Source organism: Nocardia amikacinitolerans NBRC 108937 (assembly GCF_001612615.1).
GTDB lineage: Bacteria > Actinomycetota > Actinomycetes > Mycobacteriales > Mycobacteriaceae > Nocardia > Nocardia amikacinitolerans.
In genome coordinates this window covers 477,907-495,736 of the sequence record NZ_BDAU01000001.1, presented here as the reverse complement: position 1 = coordinate 495,736, position 17,830 = coordinate 477,907, and the positions used below count along the sequence as shown (strand labels likewise).

General features: G+C 70.5%; 15 protein-coding genes and 2 pseudogenes. 4 read left to right on the top strand and 13 right to left on the bottom strand.

Annotation, left to right across the window (positions count from 1 at the left end):
* The 11 genes and pseudogenes from NAM01S_RS02225 to NAM01S_RS02175 form a co-directional block, all read right to left on the bottom strand.
* Positions 1-324: pseudogene (locus NAM01S_RS02225) on the bottom strand (hypothetical protein); the annotation flags it as partial.
* 85 nt (positions 325-409) lie between these two features.
* The gene (locus tag NAM01S_RS02220; RefSeq protein WP_067778285.1) at positions 410-1,474 is read right to left on the bottom strand and encodes a hemolysin family protein; all 1,065 of its coding nucleotides are present in this window, start codon (positions 1,472-1,474) and stop codon (positions 410-412) included.
* Positions 1,467-2,855 carry a hemolysin family protein gene (locus tag NAM01S_RS02215; RefSeq protein WP_067778418.1) on the bottom strand — a complete coding sequence of 463 codons (1,389 nt, stop codon included), beginning with the start codon at positions 2,853-2,855 and terminating at the stop codon, positions 1,467-1,469. The genes NAM01S_RS02220 and NAM01S_RS02215 overlap by 8 nt, the downstream gene beginning before the upstream one ends.
* 264 nt (positions 2,856-3,119) lie before the next feature.
* Positions 3,120-4,556 carry a GuaB1 family IMP dehydrogenase-related protein gene (locus tag NAM01S_RS02210; RefSeq protein WP_067778415.1) on the bottom strand — a complete coding sequence of 479 codons (1,437 nt, stop codon included), beginning with the start codon at positions 4,554-4,556 and terminating at the stop codon, positions 3,120-3,122.
* A gap of 128 nt (positions 4,557-4,684) precedes the next feature.
* A complete protein-coding gene (locus NAM01S_RS02205) occupies positions 4,685-5,530 on the bottom strand; it encodes a DMT family transporter (protein WP_067778413.1) in 846 nt (281 codons plus the stop codon).
* Between the two features lie 1,056 nt (positions 5,531-6,586).
* Positions 6,587-7,781: pseudogene (locus NAM01S_RS34680) on the bottom strand (DEAD/DEAH box helicase); the annotation flags it as partial.
* A 122-nt stretch (positions 7,782-7,903) separates the two neighbouring features.
* A complete protein-coding gene (locus tag NAM01S_RS02195; RefSeq protein WP_067778284.1) occupies positions 7,904-8,842 on the bottom strand; it encodes a M56 family metallopeptidase in 939 nt (312 codons plus the stop codon).
* Between the two features lie 77 nt (positions 8,843-8,919).
* A complete protein-coding gene (locus tag NAM01S_RS02190; protein WP_067778283.1) occupies positions 8,920-9,312 on the bottom strand; it encodes a BlaI/MecI/CopY family transcriptional regulator in 393 nt (130 codons plus the stop codon).
* A gap of 100 nt (positions 9,313-9,412) precedes the next feature.
* The gene (locus NAM01S_RS02185; RefSeq protein WP_067778282.1) at positions 9,413-10,246 is read right to left on the bottom strand and encodes an ABC transporter ATP-binding protein; all 834 of its coding nucleotides are present in this window, start codon (positions 10,244-10,246) and stop codon (positions 9,413-9,415) included.
* Positions 10,243-11,364, bottom strand: a complete 1,122-nt coding sequence (locus NAM01S_RS02180) for a FecCD family ABC transporter permease (RefSeq protein WP_084482290.1) — start codon at positions 11,362-11,364, stop codon at positions 10,243-10,245. Before NAM01S_RS02180 ends, NAM01S_RS02185 begins: the two co-directional genes overlap by 4 nt.
* 40 nt (positions 11,365-11,404) lie before the next feature.
* Positions 11,405-12,451: a FecCD family ABC transporter permease gene (locus NAM01S_RS02175; RefSeq protein ID WP_067778281.1), complete on the bottom strand. Its 1,047-nt coding sequence runs from the start codon at positions 12,449-12,451 to the stop codon at positions 11,405-11,407.
* A gap of 123 nt (positions 12,452-12,574) precedes the next feature.
* Between NAM01S_RS02175 and NAM01S_RS02170 the strand changes: the two genes are divergently transcribed.
* The 4 genes from NAM01S_RS02170 (at position 12,575) to NAM01S_RS02155 (ending at position 15,984) form a co-directional block, all read left to right on the top strand.
* On the top strand, positions 12,575-13,285 hold the full coding sequence (locus tag NAM01S_RS02170) for a hypothetical protein (protein WP_067778280.1): 711 nt from the start codon (positions 12,575-12,577) through the stop codon (positions 13,283-13,285).
* Between the two features lie 134 nt (positions 13,286-13,419).
* Positions 13,420-14,121: a response regulator transcription factor gene (locus NAM01S_RS02165; RefSeq protein ID WP_067778279.1), complete on the top strand. Its 702-nt coding sequence runs from the start codon at positions 13,420-13,422 to the stop codon at positions 14,119-14,121.
* Positions 14,108-15,496 carry an ATP-binding protein gene (locus NAM01S_RS02160; protein ID WP_067778278.1) on the top strand — a complete coding sequence of 463 codons (1,389 nt, stop codon included), beginning with the start codon at positions 14,108-14,110 and terminating at the stop codon, positions 15,494-15,496. The genes NAM01S_RS02165 and NAM01S_RS02160 overlap by 14 nt, the downstream gene beginning before the upstream one ends.
* A 284-nt stretch (positions 15,497-15,780) precedes the next feature.
* Complete coding sequence (locus NAM01S_RS02155) at positions 15,781-15,984, top strand: hypothetical protein (protein WP_067778277.1); 204 nt, start codon at positions 15,781-15,783, stop codon at positions 15,982-15,984.
* A gap of 113 nt (positions 15,985-16,097) precedes the next feature.
* Here the strand turns inward: NAM01S_RS02155 and NAM01S_RS02150 are convergent, their stop codons facing one another.
* The gene (locus NAM01S_RS02150; RefSeq protein WP_067778276.1) at positions 16,098-16,772 is read right to left on the bottom strand and encodes an MspA family porin; all 675 of its coding nucleotides are present in this window, start codon (positions 16,770-16,772) and stop codon (positions 16,098-16,100) included.
* Positions 16,773-16,839: 67 nt separating this feature from the next.
* Complete coding sequence (locus NAM01S_RS02145; RefSeq protein WP_067778275.1) at positions 16,840-17,514, bottom strand: MspA family porin; 675 nt, start codon at positions 17,512-17,514, stop codon at positions 16,840-16,842.
* Positions 17,515-17,830: the final 316 nt, after the last annotated feature.

Sequence of the window (17,830 nt, the reverse complement as noted above, 5' to 3'; positions counted from 1 at the left end):
ACGGTCGGAGATCTCGGTTGCGGAGTGCCGGAACGACTCGTGCGCCGGGAGCCGGTCGGACCATTCGGGCACCGAGACCCGGTGATATCCCCGCGCCCCTTCGTACTCGCGCGCCCCGGCCAGCCCGATACCGAATCCGGGATGCCACCGGCGCAACTGGGTGGGCTTGTTGCCGTAATAGGTGAACAGGAAGTCGACCACCGGATGCGTATCACCGGCGGCCCGGCGCGCCAGATACGGTCCGACGAGCTCGTCCAACCGTGCCAGGTACGCGGCGGCCCGCCCGCGCCACTCCGATTCCGCCAGCACGTCATCGACCGTCACGACGGCTCCCCTGCGCCTCGTGACGATCGTGAAACGGCGCCACCGCGCGGGCCGCTACCGCGCTCGAACACGGTGGCGCGGCACATCATTCGATGATCCGGTGGGTGGTGTCGCGCACCGTGCCGACGAACTCCTCGACCAGATCCTCGAGCGCGACGATGCCGACGGTGTTGCCGCGGGTGTCGACGACGCGACCGAGGTGGCTGCTGGTGCGGCGCAGGCGAGCCAGCGCCTCGAAGAGCGTGGTGCCGGTGCCGACCGTCGGAAGCGGGCGGATGTCGGTGCGCGGGATCGGAGTGTTCGGACCCGCCGACTCGTCGGCGACCTTGTCCAGCACGTCCTTCACGTGCAGGTAGCCGACCAGCGAACCGTCGCTCGCGCGCACCGGGTAGCGGGAGAAGCCGGTCTCCGTGACAGCGGTCTCGACGTCGCCGAGCGTGGTGCCATTGCCGCGCAACGGCACCGAGCGGGTCGTTGCCAGCGGCACCATCACGTCGGCGACGACCCGGTCGGACGTGCCGAGCGCCTGGGTCAGACGGCGGTGCTCCTCCTCGTCGAGCAGACCCTCCGAGCGGGACTCGCCGATCATCTCGGCCAGCTCCACGCTGGACACAGTGGCGTCCAGCTCGTCCTTGGGCTCGATGCGCAGCAGCCGCAGCGACAGATTCGCCGCCAGGTTGTAGATCGCGATCAGCGGACGAGCCACCCGCAACCACATCAGGTGCATCGGAACGAGCAGCAGCGCACTGCGTTCCGGCCCGGCCAGCGCGATGTTCTTCGGGATCATCTCGCCGAAGAGGATGTGCAGGATCACCACGATGGTCAGCGCGATGGCGAAGGCCACCGGATGCAGCAGCTGGTCGGGCAGGCCGATCAGCTCGAACGGTCCCTCCAGCAGGTGCGCGACGGCCGGTTCGCCGACGCGGCCGAGCAGAATCGAACAGATCGTGATGCCCAGCTGCGCGGCGGCCAGCATCATCGACAGGTTCTCACCGGCCCGAATGACCGTGGTGGCGTTGCGTTTGCCCTGGGCGGCCAGCGCCTCGAGGCGGTCGCGGCGCGCGGAGATCAGCGCGAACTCGGCGGCGACGAAGAAGGCGTTGCCCGCGAGCAGCACCACCGTGAGCAGGACACCGAACAGATCACCCATGGCTGTGCTCCTGCGCCGCGCGGGCGACCAGCGCCTCCGGCGTGACGGGGATCAGCCGGACCCGGTCGATGCGGCGGCCGTCCATGCGTTCAACCCTGGCGATCCAGCCGCCCTGGTCGGTTTCGTACGGGTGTCTGTGATTGGCGGTCGAATTGGGCAGCACCACCTCGTCACCGACCACGGGGATGCGGCCGAGACCGGTCAGCACCAGGCCGCCGAGCGTTTCGTATTCGCCTTCTGGCGCGTCGTAGCCGGTGGCGCGGGAGACCTCGTCGATGCGCAGCAGGCCCGAGCAGTCCCAGCCGTCGGAGACCCGGCGCACGTCGCGCTCCTCTTCGTCGTGCTCGTCGCGCACGTCGCCGAGGATCTCCTCGATCAGGTCCTCCATGGTGACCATGCCCGCGGTGCCGCCGTACTCGTCGACGACCAGCGCGACCTGCATGCCGTCGGCGCGGACGCGTTCGAGCACCTCGTCACCGTCGAGGCTGGCGGGCACCACCGGAACGGGGCGCGCCAGCAGTTGCAACGGGATGGTGCTCCGCACGTTCGCGGGATGGGTGAACGCCTGCTTGACGTGCACAACGCCGAGGGTGTTGTCGAGATCGCCGTCGATCACCGGGAACCGCGAGTAGCCGGTGCGGCTGGCGGCGGCGATCAGATCGGCGATGGTGTCGGACTTGTCCAGCGACTCCACCTTCACCCGCGGCGTCATCAGCTCCTCGGCGCTGCGCTCGCCGAACTGCAGCGAGCGGTCCATCACCAGCGCGGTGCGTTGATCCAGCGCGCCGCGCTGCGCGGAGGTGCGCACCAGCGAGCCGAGCTCCTGCGGCGAACGCGCCGAGCGCAGCTCCTCCGCCGGCTCCACGCCGAGGCGGCGCACCACCCAGTTCGCGGTGCTGTTCAGGAAGTGGATCATCCACTTGAACACCACCGAGAAGGCGACCATCGGGCCCGCGGTCATCCGCGCGGTCGCCATCGGCTTGGCGATGGCGATGTTCTTGGGCACCAGCTCGCCGTAGATCATCGACAGCGAGGTGGCCAGCACCAGGGCCAGTGCCAGCGAGACGCCGTTGGCCGCACTCGAGTTCAGGCCGACGGCGGTGAACGCAGGCGCGAGCAGGCGGGCGATCACCGGCTCGGCGATGTATCCGGTGATCAGCGTGGTGATGGTGATGCCGAGCTGGGCGCCGGACAGCTGGAACGACAGCGTGCGGTGCGCCTGCCGGACCATTCGCGAGCGCACGTCACCGGTGCGGGCGTGCGCCTCGACGGTGCTGCGTTCCAGGGCGGTGAGGGAGAATTCGGCAGCGACGAACAGCGCGGTGCCCGCGGTGAGTGCGACGAACCCGACCAGGCTGAGAATGGTGAGGACGGTGGACACGATCAACACCGCCCGCGGAGCGCGGAATCACGGGACGCGCGGGGACGAGCTGGTTCGGGCTGGCTTGCTGCGAGAAGGAGAGCGCCGGGTTTGTCACCCGGCTCGGTAGAGGAGCCCTCCTGTGCGGCGCCCTCGGACGCGGGTGACAACTTGTTCCTTTCGGCATGCGGAATCGTGGCGCCGGGCGGACCCGGCAACCACCATGCTACCGGCAGACGCGGTGGATCGCGTCGGCCGGTAGCGGCTCTGTTCGCGTGTCGGTGCTCACCATCCGCTCGGCAGCGGACGTCCTTCCGCGAAGCCCGCGGCGGACTGCACGCCGAGCACGGCCTTGTCGTGGAATTCGGCGAGGGTGCGGGCGCCCGCGTAGGTGCACGCGCTGCGCACGCCGGAGCAGATGTGGTCGATCAGGTCCTCCACGCCGGGGCGCTCCGGGTCCAGTCGCATGCGCGAGCTGGAGATGCCTTCCTCGAACAGCGCCTTGCGCGCCCGATCGAATCCGCTGTCGGTGGCGGTGCGCGCGGCGACGGCGCGCTTGGAGGCCATGCCGAAGCTCTCCTTGTAGGCGTTGCCGTCGCGGTCCACCCGGAGATCGCCGGGGGACTCGTAGGTGCCCGCGAACCAGGAACCGATCATCACGTTGGACGCGCCCGCGGCCAGCGCCAGCGCCACGTCGCGCGGGTGCCGGACACCGCCGTCTGCCCAGACGTGCACGCCGAGTTCCTTTGCGGCGGTGGCGCATTCGGCAACGGCCGAGAACTGCGGGCGACCGACGCCGGTCATCATCCGCGTGGTGCACATGGCGCCGGGGCCGACACCGACCTTGACGATGTCCGCGCCCGCTGCGGCGAGATCGCGGGTGCCCTCGGCCGAGACCACGTTGCCCGCGACCAGCGGCACGCCGAGGCCGAGGTCGGCGACCGCGCGCAACGTCTCGAGCATCTTCGCCTGGTGCCCGTGCGCCGTGTCGATGACGAGCAGGTCGGCGCCCGCGTCGACCAGCGCCTTGGCCTTCGCGGCCACGTCGCCGTTGATGCCGACCGCGGCCGCGACGCGCAGCTGGTCGTTGCCGTCGACGTTGGGCTGGTAGATGCCCGCGCGGATGGCGCCGGTGCGGGTCATCACGCCGGCCAGCGAGCCGTCCTCGGCGGTGAGCACGGCCAAGTGCGCGTGCTCGGACTCGAGCAGGTCGAACAGTTCGCGGGGGGAAGTGCTCGCTGGCGCCTGTACGAAATCGGTGACGGCGACCTCGCGCAGCCGAGCGAAACGGTCCACGTCGGTGCACGAGCCCTCGGTGACCACGCCGACCGGCTTGCCGTCCTCGACCACGACCAGGGCTCCGTGCGCACGCTTGTGCATCAGCGCAACGGCCTCGGAGACCGACCGATCCGGGTCGAGGGTGACCGGGGTGTCGGCGGTGAGCGAGCGGCTCTTGACGAACGCGATGGTGTCGGCGGCCGCGCTGATCGGCAGGTCCTGCGGGAGGACGACGAGGCCGCCGCGCCGCGCGACCGTCTCGGCCATGCGGCGGCCCGCGACCGCGGTCATGTTCGCCACGACGATGGGAATGGTGGTGCCGGAACCGTCGACGGTCGACAGGTCCACGTCGAATCGGGACGCGACGTCGGTCCGGTTCGGGACGAGGAAGATGTCGTCGTAGGTGAGGTCGTACGGCGGCTGGTGTCCAGGGAGAAACTGCACTTGACCCATACTAACCGTGAGCTCGGGGTCGCGCGGCAATTCTCCGGCGCACCGGGGCTGCGGTCCCAACTGGCGGGACTGGGCGTCCGCGTCGCGGACTCCTGGAACGCGGCCGAGCCGATCCGTCGTCAGGCAGCGGCTTGGGCGCGGGAGAGCTGAATCGTGGTGGCGCACATGACGACTACGGCGAGCGCGGTGATCAACACGCCGAAATCGTTGGTGCGCAAGTTCTCGTCGAGCACGGTGAGGCCGAGGAAGGCGGCGGCCAACGGTTCGGCGATGGTGACGGCGGGCAGTGAGGCGGTGAGCGAACCGGCTTGGAAGGCGCGCTGCTGAAAGTAGACGCCGACCAGGCCGGAGGCGACCAGCGCCCACGTCTGCCAGCTGCCGAGGACGTGGCCGAGGCCGTGCTCGAACAGATCGGTGACGTAGGAGGTCAGCGCGGCTGCCAGCCCGTACAGCGCCCCGCCCGCCGCGCCGAACAGCAGCGCACGGCGGCCGCGGTCGCCGCTGCCGAGCGCGACAGCCACCGCGGCGGCGATCGCGCCGAGCAGAATCGCCAACGGAACGACCCAATCGCGCAGTGGCGCAGTCGAATCGCCTTCGGAGGGATTGCCGACCAGGAGAAAGCAGGCCAGTGCCGCGACGAGCGCCGACGCGGCCGCCCAGTTGCGCGCCCCGACCCGGCGTCGATTGAGCCGCGCCGACAGCGGCAGCGCGAACACCAGCGAGCTGACAAGGATCGGCTGCACCAGCAGCACCGGTCCCAGCGCGAGCGCCGCGACCTGCATCGCGTATCCGCCCACGTCCCCGCCGACCCCGGTCCACCACCGCGGACTGCGCACGAGCGCCCCGACCAACGACTGCTCCTCCGGCACCGCCGCCGCGGCCCGCTGCTGCGCCACCGCCGCCACCGCGAACAACAGCGCGGCGACAAGCGCGCAAACCACGGCCCCCAACGGATGATGCGGCACCAACTCAGTTTGCCCGCCAATAGCCAACCCCGCCCATCCGCCCCACCGCACCCGGCGCGTCGCCTGTGCACCCCGGGCGTGTCGCGACCACTGATGCCCGCATCGACCGGGCTGACACAGATCTTGTGCACGCCTCACATAGTCGGTGCCTGTGTGAGGCGTGCGGTGGGTGTGTGGCGACTCTGCTGCGGACGAATCCCGGTGCCCGAGGCGGTCAGTCGGGGCGGCGCCGTTTGGCCGGTGCCGCGGTGGCGGGGCTGGCCGGTGGTGTCCGGCGTTGGCACAGACCTTCTTCACGCCTCACATAGTCGGTGTCTGTGTGAGGCGTGTAGTGGGTGTGTGGCGACTCTGCCGCGAGCGAAACCCGGTGTGTGCGAGGCGGTCAGTTGGGGCGGCGGCGTTGGCCGGAGCTGCGGTGGCGGGGCTGGCCGGTGTCCCGTGTCGGCGTGGGTTCGGCCGAGCGGCGGCCCGCGCGGGTGCGGGGGGCCGGGGCGGAACCGTCGGAGCGGGGCGCGATGCGATCGCGGGTGTCGGTGCGGCGGCGGTTCGGGGTGGTGTGCGCGGCCGACGTGCCGTCCGCCGTGGAGCGTCGAGCGGATTCGGTTGCGGTGCTACGGCTTTCGGTCGAGCGCACCCCCTCCGTGCGAGCCGGGCGGCCCGCGGCGGTGGTCGAGCGGTTGCCGCGGGAATGCCTTGCCTCGGTGGGCATTTCCGCGTAGGCCGTCGACTGTCCGGTGCCGCGTCGTCCGCCGGATCTCGCCGCGACGTTGGCGCGTCGTCCGTCGGACTTCGCTTCCGCGGTGCGGCCTCGTCCGCGAGGCCCGGCTTCGCCGGTGGCGCGGCGCTCAGTGGCTCCCCGCGTCGCGCGGCGCTCTTCAGCGGCGGCGTGGCTCGTGTTGGGCTTGGCTCCAGCACCGGCCCCACGGCCAGCTGTAGCCCGGGACCCGCTGGACTTCGCACCCGCGGCCCCCCGGCGTCCGTTGCCCTTCGCTCCCGCCGAAGAGCCGCGTTCGTCGGCTCCTTCGGACTTCACCACGGCGCCGGGCAGGGTGACCGGAACACCGGACGGTCTCCGCGCGCCGGTGATCGCGGCCAGCCGTCGATCACCGGGCGACACCTCGACGCCTTCGATATCCACGCCCGCCTTGCGGGTCATCTTCTCCACGTCGGTCCGCTCGACCTCGGTGACCAAGGTGACGACGACGCCGTCCTCGCCTGCGCGGGCGGTGCGGCCCGCCCGGTGCAGGTAGGCCTTGGGCTCCGCGGGCGGGTCGACGTGCACGACGAGGGAGATGCCGTCGACGTGGATGCCGCGGGCGGCGACGTCGGTGGTGACGAGCACCGGAACGCTGCCGTCGGCGAAGGCCGCGAGCGTTCGCGTCCGGTTGTTCTGCGCCTTGCCGCCGTGCAGCGCACCCGCCGCGACACCGGCGGCGCGCAGTTGCTTGGCCAGCCGGTCCGCGCCGTGCTTGGTGCGCACGAACAGGATGGTGAGCCCGTCGCGGGACGCGATCTCGGCGACGACGTCGCGCTTGTCGGCCTTGTGCACGTACAGCAGGTGGTGGGACATCGTGGCGACCGCGGCCGACGGCGGCGCGGTGGAATGCGTCACAGGCGAGCGCAGGTAGCGCTTGACCAGCTTGTCGACATCGCCGTCCAGGGTGGCGGAGAACAGCAGACGCTGACCGTCTTTCGGCGTCCGGTCGAGCAACTTGGTGACCTGCGGAAGGAAGCCCATGTCGGCCATGTGGTCGGCCTCGTCCAGCGCGGTGATCAGCACGTCGGACAGGTCGGCCGAGCCTTGCAGGACCAGGTCCTGCAACCGGCCGGGGGTGGCGATGAGCAGGTCGACGCCACGCGCCAGCCGGTCGGCCTGGCGCTTGATCGGCGCGCCGCCCACCACCGAGGCGATGCGCAGTCCGAGAGAGAGCGCGGGCTCGTCGAGCGCGCGCTCGATCTGGGCGGCCAGCTCTCTCGTGGGCACCAGCACCAGTCCGCGCGGCCGCCCCGGCTTGGCGGCGCCACCCGCGAGCCGGGCCAGCATGGGCAGTCCGAAGGCGAGCGTCTTGCCCGATCCGGTCGGGCCGCGCCCGAGCACGTCCTTGCCCGCCAGCGTGTCCGGGACCGTCGCGGCCTGGATGGGGAAGGGCGCCTCGATGCCGTCGCGGCGTAGCGCCTGGACGAGCGGAACGGGCAGGCCCAGATCAGCGAAGGTGACGCTGGGCGCCGCGGCGGCGGGCGAGGGAGTCAAAGGGTGGGGGCCTTTCGTGTGTTTCGACGTGCGCGACGAGTTCGGCACGCGAACGGGCGCGGCGGACCGCGACGTCCTGAACGGAGTGAAGCGAGCGACCGGCGACCGCCGGATCGAGGAGGTCAGTGGTGGAACAACCGACTGAGTTCGACCAGCCAGGGTACCGCGACGGCCAACGTGGGAACCACGAGGATGGCGACCGAGCCGAGATACGCGGCCGAGGCCACCCGGAAATCACCGACCCGCCCGCTCAGCCGCTGGATGCGGATCAGCGTGGTGGGACCGCCCGCGGCCAGCGCGCCCTGCGGCGCGGTCGACTTCGCGCACGCCACCAGCGCCCGCGCGAGCGGTTTGGGACCGGTGACCTTGACGGCGGAATCGTCGGCGAGCAACTCGATCAACAGCTTGACCGAGCCGAGCGCGGCCTTGCTGCGCACCACCCGCGGGAACGCCTCGTGCACCGCGGTGAACGCCTCGAGCACCAGATCGTGCCTGGCCCGCAGGTGCGAGCGCTCGTGGCTGACGATGGCCTTGACCTCGGACTGGTCCAGGTTGGTCAGCGTGCCCGCACTGAGCACCACCCGCTGGCGAAGGCCGGGCAGGCAGTAGGCGATCGGTTCGGGCGCGGCGAGCACCCGGATGTCGTGCGCGGGGCGGTGCGGACCGCTCTGGTCGAGCAGGTCGACCAGCATGCGATGCCGCGCCCGGCGCCTGCGGGTGTGCACTCCGACGCGGATCACCGAGAAGATCAGCCGCGCGCCGATCAACAGTGTCAGCGCGAAGACGGTGACGTAGGCCAGCCACAGTGGCAGGCCGAGCGCGTCGATCTCGCGGGTGGGAGAGGTGGTGGGACGTCCGTCGGGCCCCGGCACCAGCAGTTCGGCGGCGATGGCGAGACCGGAACCGAACGCGCTGAGCACGGCGGCGAGCGCGATGGCCTGCCACAACACGAGTGCGGCGCGCGGCGTCCGGTACGGCCACGTCGCACGGCTGAGCAGCGCAGGGGCGGGCCCCGCGAGAAGCAAGGCGAGACCGGCGAAGACCGGCGCGGTTGCGTTCATCGACTCAGCTCACTGCGTTGTGGGGCCTGGCGCTCACGGCTTTGTGAGGCCCGGGGGCCGTGCGGCCATCCCCGATACTACTTGGGCGGTGGTTGATTGCCTTCGGATGCCTCGAGCTTAGCGAGTGCCTCGCGCAGCGCATCCGCTTCGTCACGTCCGACCTGCTCCACGAAATGCACCAGCGCGGCGGCGCGGCTGCCCGCAGCGTCGGCCTGTTGCAGCGCGTCCACCATCAGGGAGGCGACCAGTTCGTCGCGGGTGTGCACCGGCGCGTACCGATGCGCGCGGTCGTCGCGCCGCTGGACCACCAGATTCTTCTTGGCGAGTCGCTGCAACACGGTCATCACCGTGGTGTACGCGAGTTCGCGGCGCGCGGCCAGTGCTTCGTGCACCTGCCGGACGGTCTGCGGTTCATCGCTCGACCACAACTGGTCCATGACCGCTTTCTCGAGTTCACCGAGTCCTGCCATTCCCCAAGTTTACGGACCCAACGACACGAATGCGTACTACACCCTGTCGTAACTGTCCGGTAGCTGTGTGGTATTGGTCATACCTCGCGAACGGGATGGATCACTCCGCGGTCGCGCCGGGCAGTACGTGCCGGGCGCCGATCGGCACGATCATCGGCCGACCGGACACCGGGTCCTCGAGCACCGAGGCGTCCAACCCGAAGACCTCTTTGAGCAGCGCGGCAGTGACGATGTCGGCGGGGGCGCCCTGCGCGACGATCCGTCCGGCGTGCATGACGACGAGCTGATCGCTGTACCTGATGGCCAGGTTCAGGTCGTGCAGCACCATCACCACGGTGCGGCCGAGATCGTCGTGCAGCCGGTCGACCAGATCGAGCACCTCGAGCGAATGCGCGAGGTCCAGGTAGGTCGTCGGCTCGTCGAGCAACAGGATGTCGGTGCCCTGCGCCAGCGCCATGGAGATCCAGGCGCGCTGGCGCTGGCCGCCCGAGAGCTCGTCGAGCGCGCGGTCGGCCAAGTCGGCGATGCCGGTCTGCTCGAGCGCGGTCATCACCTCCGTCTCGTCCGCCGCCGACCACTGCCGGATCCAGGACTGGTGCGGATGACGCCCGCGCGCGACCAGATCGGCGACCGTCAACCCCTCCGGCGCGACCGGCGTCTGCGGAAGCATGCCGACGACGCGCGCGACGTCCTTGGTCTTCATCGAGGAAATGGCCTTGCCGTCCAACAGGATTCGGCCCCCGCGCGGTCGTAGCAACCGACCGAGCGAGCGCAGCAGGGTGGACTTGCCGCAGCCGTTGGGGCCGATGACGGTGGTGATCACACCGGGGGTGATGTCCAGGGTGAGCCCGTCGACGATGACGCGGTCGCCGTAGCCGAGGCTGATCTGTTCTGCGGCCAGCTGGTGCGCGGCGGCGGTGGTGGTGACGGTCATGACAGGGTCGCCTTCCGGTTCATACGCACGAGCAGGTACAGCAGGAACGGTCCGCCGAATCCGGCGGTCACGATGCCGACGGGCAGGTCCATCGGAAACAGCGTGCGTGCGGCCGCGTCCGCTCCGACCACCAGGATCGCACCGATCAGCGCCGAGCCGATCAACGGTTCTCCCGGCGTGCGCAGCAGTCGGCGCGCGATCTGCGGTCCGGCCAGCGCGACGAACGCGATCGGACCGGCGGCCGCGGTCGCCACCGAGGCCGCCACCACCGACGCGCCGATCAGGATGGCCTGCTGGGTCTGGATTCGCACGCCGAGCGACCGGGTGGTCTCGGTGCCGAGCCGCAGCGCGGCCAGCGTGCGCGCCGAACCCACCGCGACGAGCGCGACGAGGGCCAGCGCGATTGCCGCGGGCACGAACTGGTCCCGGTCGGCGCCGTTGAGCGATCCGGTCAGCCACAGCTGCGCGCGGGCGGCGTCCTGCCAGGTTCCGAGCGTGAGCACCCAGTTGATGCCGCCCATGAGCAACATGTTGACGCCGATGCCGATGAGCACGAGCCGCAGTCCGGTCGCGCCGAATTCGCCTGCGGCGGTGCGGCCGAGCGCGAGCGTGTAGATCACGGCGGCGGTCAGCAATCCGCCGACCAACGCGGCGAGCGGTGCGCCGAGGGTGGCGGCGAAGCCAGTCGTGGCGCCGCCGGTGGCGACCAGTACCGACACCGCGCCGAGGCTGGCTCCCGTTGTGATGCCCAGCATGTCGGGACTGGCGAGCGGGTTGTGCAGGATCGACTGGGTGATCGCGCCCGCGAGTCCGAGTGCCGCGCCGACGATCACGGCGGTGAGCGCGCGCGGCAGCCGCGAGTCGAGCACGATGTAGCGCTGCGAGCGGCTGCCGCCGCCGGAGAGCACGTCGAGCACCCGCCCGATCGGAATGTGCGTGTCGCCCACGGCGATGTCCACGCAGAACAGGGCGAAGACCAGCACCGCGAGCGCCAGCACGATCGCGACCATCACCGGTCGCAACACCAGCGAGACCGGACCGATCCGCAAGGCGGGCCGCACCCGGCGCAGCTCGGCCGAAACGGCCTGCGTATCCGTGGTTTTCACGTCGACGTTCACCGTGTCCTCCCGGCGGTCGCGGTGACGGATCGTTCGAGCCTCACAGGTTCACCAGCTTTCGGCGGCGCACGAGCGCGATGAAGAAGGGGGCGCCGACGACGGCCAGCATCACACCGGCCTGGAGCTCGCCCGGCCGCGCGACGAGCCTGCCCGCGACGTCGGCGACCAGCAACAGCAGCGCGCCGAGCAAGCCCGAATAGGGGATGAGCCAGCGGAAGTCGGGTCCGGTGAACAGCCGCGCGGCGTGCGGGACGATGAGTCCGAGAAAGGCGATCGGTCCGACGGCCGCGGTCGCACCGCCGCACAGCAGCACCACCGCGGTGAGCCCGAGGGCGCGGCTGCGGCCGACGTGCACGCCGAGCCCGCGCGCGACCTCGTCGCCGAGGGTGAGCAGATTGAGACCGGGCGCGGCGACGACGGCGAGCAGCAAGCCGAGCGCCAAGAACGGCAGCACCTGCCAGAACACCTGCGCGTCCCGCCCGGCGACCGTGCCGACCACCCAGAAGCGGTAGGTGTCCAGCGCCGAGGGATCCAGCAGCACAATGGCATTCGTCATGGCCTGCAAGAACGCGGTGAGCGCGGCGCCCGCGAGCACCAGGCTGAGCGGACTGGCCTTGCCGCCGCCGATGGACGAGAACCCGAACACAGCGAGCCCCGTCAGCAACGCTCCGGCGAACGCGAACCAGATGTACTGCTCGGCCAAGGTGAAGCCGAACAGGTACATGCTCAGCGCGGCGAGAAAGGCCGCGCCGGAATTGAGTCCGAGCAGGCTCGTGTCCGCCAGCGGGTTGCGGGTGTAGCCCTGGATCAGCGCGCCGGTGACGCCGAGCGCGATGCCGGTGAGCACCGCGAGCGCGGTACGCGGCAATCGCAGCGACCGCACGATCTGCTCCTCGGCGGTCTGCGCCTGGCAGCTGAACGGACCGCCTTGGCAGGTCAGCGCGTCGCGCACGGCGTCGTAGACGGTGCCGGGCGACAGCGACCGCGAACCGAGCGCGATGCTCGCCACCGCCGCGAGGAACAACAGCGCGAACAGGAGGACAAGGCCGGTCAGGCGACGCCGCCTCACAGTGGCAAGGGGTGTCACGGTGACGTACTGCTCCTGTCGTTGTGGTGCTGAACCTAGTTGTGCCCCGGGGTTGCCAGGTTGGGTAAGCCTAACCTATCTTCCGAACTCGACTCTATGAGGAGCCGATCCCGAGGAGGTTCGATGCTCGAGCCATTGACAACCCGCCAGGTCCGCGACGCCGAGGTGGCGTTCGGTCGCGCCTGCACACGGCTGCGGGGCCTGCAGCCGGAGCATCCGCGAGTGTATGCCGTTGCCGCCATGGGTGATCAGGGCAAACGCCGATGGTGGAAGCTGTCCGAGGGGCTGCGCGAAGGCCGCATCGAGCTGATGTACCGGCGCCACGCCGCCGAGATGATCAGCGCCGACACCGCCGCCGAAGTGGTCGCCACCGCGCTGATCCACGCGGTGATCGGACGGGTGGCCGCGCTGCTCGTCGCCGAGGGCAAGGCGTGGGATCCCGGCCTGGAGAACCTCTGGGTGCACCACGACAACGACGGCGGCATCGACTGGGCGGGTGTGGAGGACATCACCATTCGCGCGATCGACGGCGAACGCTCCGCCGGGGAGCCGGGTGTGGTGACATTGCCCTGCGAGCGCGCCATGTTCGTCTGGCTTGCGCATCGCTGCGAACCGTCGCTGACCCTGATCCAGCACGGCCTCGCCAGGTGTTCCGGTCTGAGCGCGCGGCGGTTCTGGTCGCTGGTCGGCGAATCCCTCGTCGGCGCCGCGACTTACGTGCCGGATCTGGCCCGCACCGACGCCGAGGACGGCGCCCGGCGCGGGCAAGGACTGCTGCTCGCGCTGGAGGAGCGCGGACTGCCGGTCCGCCGCGCCGCCTGCCTGGTTCGCTGAGTTCACCCGCGTTCGCCGCGGCGGTGTTTTCCCGTCATCTCGGTTGGGTACTCTGCGCGCCGGTGAACCGCGGCCGATGCTGACGCGGCGCGTCGGTGTCTCGGAAGGCCCTGATCGTCAGCGCGAGGAGTGGCATGACTCAGCTGATGATCGTCGAGGACGACGACCGGGTACGGACCGCGTTGCGGTTGGCGATGGAGGACGAGGGCTATGACGTCGCCGAGGCCGAGGCCGCGGAGACGGCGCTGGAGCACCTGCGCGACAACGGCGCACCGGACGTGATGATCATCGACCTGATGCTCGGCGGCATGGACGGCTTCACCTGTATCCGGGAGATCCGGCGCGACCACCAGGTGCCGATCATCGTGGTCAGCGCCCGCGACGACACCCACGACGTCGTGGCCGCCCTGGAGGCGGGCGCCGACGACTTCGTCACCAAGCCGTTCGAGGTCAAGGAGATCACCGCCCGCATGCGCGCGCTGCGCAGGCGCGCGGGTCTGACCGCCGAACGCGACGCGCCCCAGGACATCGTGCTGGACGCCGCTCGCCGCCTTGTGCTTTCGCCGCAGCGCGGCACGGTCCGCTGCGGCGGGGACGACCTGCATCTCACCCTGACCGAATTCCGGCTGCTGTGCGAACTGGCCGAGAACCCCGGCTTCGTGCTCAGCCGTCCCGTGCTGCTCGACCGCGTCTGGGACCGCGGCTTCTTCGGCGACGAACGGATCGTCGACGTGCACCTGCGGCGGCTGCGCACCAAGATCGAGCGCGACCCGTCCGATCCTCGCCTCGTCGTCACCGTGCGCGGCCTCGGCTATCGCCTCGATGTCCAGGCCTGATCGCCGCCAAGCGCTGGTTCCGTTGCGCAGCCTGCGCGGGCGCGTCGTCTTCGTCTTCGCGTCCAGCGCGAGCCTGGTGGCCTTGGTTCTCGTCGCGTCCGTCTTCATGATCGGCCGCGATTACATGGAGTCCCAGCGTGTCCGGACGGTGGAGCGGGGCGCGGAGGCGCACGCCGAGATGCTGCGCGCCCTGCTCGACGACCCCGGCGCGAACGCCGCTACCGCTCTGCGCGCGCTCAACCCGCCGGCCAACACCGTGGTGCTGCTGCGATGGGATTCCGAATGGGCAAGTAGCCATCCGGATTTCGACTCCGATCCCGCAGTGGTGCTGCCGCAGGGGCGCGGCAGGCTCGGACCGGGACCCACCGAACGCGTAACGCTGGGCGGGCGGTCGTACCTGCGGACCGGCGTCGTATTGAGCGAAGAGGGCGGCGTTCTCTACGAATTCGCGCCACTGACCGAGCTCGAGGCCACCCTGCGCATGCTGCGCAACGTGTTGATCGTCTGCGGCCTCGTCGCGGTAGCTATCGGCGCGGCGCTCGGCGTGTGGGCGAGTCACCACGCGCTGAAGCCGCTGCGCCAAGTGGCACGGACCGCGGCCCGAATCGCCGCGGGGGAGCACGAGATCCGGCTGCCGAGCTCCCGCGACCGGGACCTCTCGACCACGGTGGACGCGTTCAACGCCATGGTCGACGCGCTGCAGCGGCGCATCGAGCGGGAACGCAGGCTGGTCTCCGACATCGGTCACGAGCTGCGTACCCCGCTGACCACACTGACCACCGGCGTCGCCGTGATGAACAGGCACACCGAGGAACTGCCCGAGCGGCCGCGCCAAGCGCTCGGCCTGGTGAACGCCGAACTCGACCACCTGCGCCGCCTGCTGGAGGATCTGCTCGCGCTGGCCAGAGCGGAGGCGGGCATCCACCGCTCGGATCTGGAGCCGCTCTCGCTCGGCGAGTTGCTGTCCAACACCCTCGCGGCGCGCAACTACGACACCGCGTTGCTGCACGTCGAGTCGGATGTCGTCGTCGAGGGCCGAAAGATCGAGCTGGAGCGCGCCGTAGCCAATCTGCTGGAGAACGCGGACCGGCACGGGGACGGCGTCGTCGGGGTGCGGGTCGGCAGGGAGGGGCAGCACGCCGTGCTCGCCGTCGACGACGCGGGCCCCGGCGTTCCGGAACCCGACCGCGAGCGCATCTTCGAGCGCTTCGCGACGGTTCGCACGAGCCGGCGGTCCACGGCGGGCACCGGCATCGGGCTCGCCCTCGTCGCGGAGACGGTGGCCGCGCACCGCGGCGCCATCGCGTGCGTCGAACGACCTGGGGGCGGTGCGCGTTTCGTCGTTGTGCTGCCCGCCGTCGCGGGTTCGTCATGAGATCGCAAACTGATCGTTCGAATCGTCGCAATGAAGCTCGGTCACCATGATCACCGTGAGGCAGCCCCGGTCGTGGAGTCGTGCGCGGTTCCCGCGGCCGTGGTGCTGCGCACCCACCCGGTCACCGGAACCCCCGGCCGGACACCGCCGTTCGTCACGGAGGAGGACGCCGTGCCTCGGCGGATCGACCGCCCGATGAGCCGAGCGCGCGACCGACGAACCCGGCGGTGTGCCATCGGGGCTTCCGGTGCCCGACAGGACTCGCGCGCGCGTCGAGTGGGGTCATGACGGCCGACGAATCCGCGGACGAAGTCCGCGTGCGGCTGCGTTTTCCCGACGGGGGAGCCGTCCTCGAATATCGCGCCGCCGCGGCCGTCGCGCGGAGGTTGTCCGTCGAACTGGAACGCTACGGCGTGAGCGTCACCGTCGACGATCAGGTGCACGCGGAGCTGGCCGCACTGCCTAACACCGAACTCTGGTCGCGCTGAGCGCCTTTCGGCCGGGAGCGGAAGTCGTGCCGGAACGTCCGCAGGGTGTTCCGACGAGAAACGACCGGGGCCCGGCGTGTCGACGCCGGGCCCCGATGACGCTCGTGGCGAGATCAGCCGATGCTGAAGGGCTTGCCCCACAGCGTGATCACCGACATCACGTTGGTGGTCTCGACCTTCACCTTGACGAACGAGCGCGCCTGCGCGTAACCGCCACAGCCGGACAGGCCGATAGTGGTGTCGGCCCAGGTGACGCTGCCGCTGGTGCCCTTGAACTTGTTGCGCTTCTCGTGCGACTCGTTGCCGAAGTCGTCGGCCTCCTCGATGTCGAGGACGTAGAACGACTTGGCCTGGCCGGGTCCGAGCGACAGCTCGCCGCCGCTCTCGGCGCCGACGTTCGGCTCCACCTGGTCCCCGCTCCAGTCCACCTCGCCGGTGACGCCGCCCTCGACGCCGCCGCCGTCGATGTTGACCTGGCAGCCGACGACGTAGCCCGGGTAGATCTTGCCGCCCTTGGCATTCGGGCCGGACAGCTCGACCTGCGCGCTGGCCGACACCCAGGCGTTGCGGTGCACCGGGGTCGAGCCCATGGACGGGCTGATGGTGGCGGATTCGCCGACCAGGCGCACCGTGACGACGGTGCCGTCGGTCAGGGTCTTGGTGATCTCGCCGCCGGGCAGCGGGACGAAGGTGTCGGCGTGCGCGGCGCCGGTGGAGAACAGGCCCACCGCGACGGTGGCCGCGGCGCCGAGCCCCGCCGCCCGTGCGATGCTCTTGCGATCGATCATGGTTGTGTTGCCCCTCGAGGGTTGAAGTCGCTTCAGCGCGAGTGTGTTTCGTGGACCACTGCCGACGTCAGCCGATGCTGAACGGCGCGCCGTAGAGGGTGGTCTTGGAGTAGTGGTCGCCGATGATCTCGACGACGGTGTAGGCGCGCGCCTGGGCGTAACCCGCGCAGCCCTGGATCTCGATCTCCACGTCCTGGTACTCGACCGAGTAGACGCCGGGCTTCAGGATGTCCTTGTAGTCGATCTGGACGAACTTCACCTGGCCGGGGCCGAGTTCGAGGCCGATCGAGCCGCCGATGCTGCCGCCGCTGAGGTCGATGCCGCCGGAGACGCCCGCGCTGATCGCGTCGTCGCCGATGCTCACCTGGCAGCCGACGATGTAGCCGGTGTTCAGCTGGGAAGCGCCGTGCGTCGAGGAGTTGTTGGTGCCCGCTCCGTTGGCGGGGCCGTTGTTGGGGCCGACCTCGCCCTCCGGGGTGACCGTGACGTCGGCGACGACGGTGCCCGAGACCCAGGCGACCCGGCCCGCGCCGTTGGCGGCCAGCGAGGGCGAGATCACCGCGCGCTCACCGGTCCTGGCGATCGTGACGCCCGGTCCGACCCGCTCCCCGTTCGGCAGTGGCACAAAGGTGTCCGCGTCGGCAGCGCCGGTGGACAGCAGGCCCATGGCAACGGCCGCGGCGGCGCCGACGCCCGCGACGCGGCCGCCGCTTCGCAGACCGCTGGAGCGATTCATGCTCATACTTCCCCTCATCAGGTTGGAACGTTGCGCCTCGCGGGTGGAGACGGAAAGCCTCCGCGAGGCGCACCCGAGCTTGATCAATCGCGTTGTCCACCCGATGAACCGCCGTCGCCCGCGTCGATGAACGCTCCGGGACGGTCGTGTGTCCAGTTCTTTGCGATCGTGTGTCGACGGCCGACACGAACTCGACATGTGCTGTCGCGGTGCGATGGTCGCGTGCGAGGAAGCGAGAACGGAGGCGTCGGAAGTAATGAGCGGCGGGCTCCACGTGGTGACGTGGAGCCCGCCGCGGCAGTGGATCGGGGTCACCGCAGCC